At 74.3% G+C, this 2,356-nt stretch carries 2 protein-coding genes; one reads left to right on the forward strand and one right to left on the reverse strand.

Going from position 1 to position 2,356, the window contains the following annotated elements:
- Positions 1 to 104: 104 nt before the first annotated feature.
- A complete protein-coding gene (locus tag AOK18_RS15875; protein WP_055574835.1) occupies positions 105 to 1,259 on the forward strand; it encodes a WD40/YVTN/BNR-like repeat-containing protein in 1,155 nt (384 codons plus the stop codon).
- Between the two features lie 163 nt (positions 1,260 to 1,422).
- Here the strand turns inward: AOK18_RS15875 and AOK18_RS15880 are convergent, their stop codons facing one another.
- Positions 1,423 to 2,130, reverse strand: coding sequence for a uracil-DNA glycosylase (locus AOK18_RS15880; protein ID WP_055574834.1), 708 nt, complete (start codon positions 2,128 to 2,130; stop codon positions 1,423 to 1,425).
- Positions 2,131 to 2,356 lie beyond the last annotated feature (226 nt).

The following is a 2,356-nucleotide window of genomic DNA, read 5'->3' on the forward strand; positions in this document are numbered from 1 at the left end:
GGTCACCGGACCGCGGCGCGCTCCGCCGCGTCCGCCCCGTGTTCCGCCGCGTTCCGCCGCACCGCCCCGACCTGCGCCGACGTCCGGTTCCGGGGTGACTGTCAGTGGCGGGGTCCAGACTGGCGGATGTCCGGAACGAGGGCGTCGACGAAGACGTCACGGAGGTGATCGGCATGTCCGAGGTACTGCTTGCCGTGGGCACCCGCAAGGGCCTGTTCATCGGGCGTCGGCGGGGCACCGGCTGGGAATTCGACGAAAGCCCTTACTTCAACGCCCAGGCGGTGTACTCGGTCGCCCTCGACACCCGCGGTCCGGTACCGAGGCTGCTGGCCGGCGGCGACAGCGCGCACTGGGGTCCGTCCGTGTTCCACTCCGACGATCTGGGCCGGACCTGGACCGAACCGGCACGGCCCGCCGTCAGGTTCCCCAAGGACACCGGGGCGTCGCTGGAACGGGTCTGGCAGCTCCATCCGGCGGCCGCGGAGCCGGACGTGGTGTACGCGGGGACGGAACCGGCGGCGCTCTACCGCTCGGAGGACCGCGGGGAGTCCTTCGACCTGGTCCGGCCGCTGTGGGAGCATCCGACCCGCTCCCGGTGGGTGCCGGGCGGGGGCGGTGAGGGCCTGCACACCGTGCTGACCGACGAGCGGGATCCGCGGGCGGTGACGGTCGCCGTGTCCACCGCGGGCGTGTTCCGCACGGTGGACGGCGGTTCGAGCTGGACCCCGTCCAACTCCGGGGTCTCCGCGGTGTTCCTGCCGGATCCGGATCCGGAGTTCGGCCAGTGCGTGCACAAGGTGGCCCGGGACGCGGTGACACCCGACCGGCTGTACCTGCAGAACCACTGGGGTGTGTACCGCAGTGACGACGCGGGCGCGCACTGGACCGACATCGGTGCCGGACTGCCGTCGACGTTCGGCTTCGCGGTCGTGGCCCATCCCCACCGGGGCGACACGGCGTACGTGTTCCCGGTCAACGCCGACTCCGACCGCGTACCGGCCGGCCGGCGCTGCCGTGTCTACCGCACGACGGACGCGGGCCGGAGCTGGGAGCCGCTGGACGCGGGCCTGCCGCGGGGCGACCACTACGGCACGGTGCTGCGCGACGCGATGTGCCACGACGGCGCCGACCCGGCGGGCGTGTACTTCGGGAACCGCAACGGCGAGGTGTACGCGTCGGCCGACGACGGCGACAGCTGGCGGCAGCTCGCCGCGCATCTGCCGGACGTGCTGTGCGTCCGGGCCGCGGTCCTCCCGTGACACGAGCCGGCCGGAACCCGGGGGCCGGACCTGCCGGTTCCCGAGGTGCGGCCCGGGACGGCGAACGCGCGGACGGGGCCCGGGCCACCCGAGCCGCCCGGGGCCCGGAGGGGCCGGCGCGCCGGGCACCGGAGCCGGCCCGGGTCCTTTCGCCCCGGCGGCGCTATCCGGCCGGCGTGTCCGCATCCCGGGCGGACGGCAGACGCCAGTCCACGGGGGCGGCGCCCTGCCGCACCAGGTAGTCGTTGGCCCGGCTGAACGGGCGCGAGCCGAAGAAGCCGCGGTCCGCCGACATGGGTGAGGGGTGCGCCGACTCGATCGCCGGATAGTCCCCGAGGAGCGGGCGCAGATTGCGCGCGTCCCTCCCCCACAGGATCGACACCAGCGGCCCGCCCCGCGCGGCGAGGGCGCGGATGGCCTGCTCGGTGACCTCTTCCCAGCCCTTGCCCCGGTGCGCGGCGGGCTTGCGCGGGGCGGTGGTGAGCGCCCGGTTGAGCAGCAGGACGCCCTGTTCGGTCCACGGAGTCAGGTCACCGTTGAGGGGTCTGGGCAGGCCCAGGTCGGTGCCCAGCTCCCGGTAGATGTTCTCGAGGCTGCCGGGCAGCGACCGCACGTCCGGCGACACCGCGAAGCTCAGCCCGATCGCCATTCCCGGCGTGGGATAGGGGTCCTGACCGACGATCAGGACCCTCACGCCGTCGAAGGGCTGCTGGAACGCCCGCAGGACGTTCGCTCCCGACGGGAGGTACGTCCGGCCGGCCGCGACCTCCGCGCGCAGGAAGTCCCCCATGGCCGCGATGCGTCCGGCCACCGGTTCCAGGGCCTTCGCCCAGCCGGGTTCGACGAGTTCGTGCAAGGGTCGTGGTGCCACAGTGGATCACTGTACTGGCTCCCTCCGACACTCCCGACCCGGCAGCCGCTTCCCCCTCGGGGAAACCCCGGGGGCGCTACCCTTCCTCCCCGTCGAGGTCGAGGTCGAGGTCCGGGAAGAGAGGGGAACCCGTTGCGTCCGTCCGACAGCGGTCCGCCGGGGAGCGGCCCTCCGGGCGACGCCGCCCCGATCGGCGGTCCGCCGGTCCGGCGGACCGCCGAGCGGG

The sequence above is a fragment of the Streptomyces prasinopilosus genome, assembly GCF_001419695.1.
Classification (GTDB): domain Bacteria; phylum Actinomycetota; class Actinomycetes; order Streptomycetales; family Streptomycetaceae; genus Streptomyces; species Streptomyces prasinopilosus.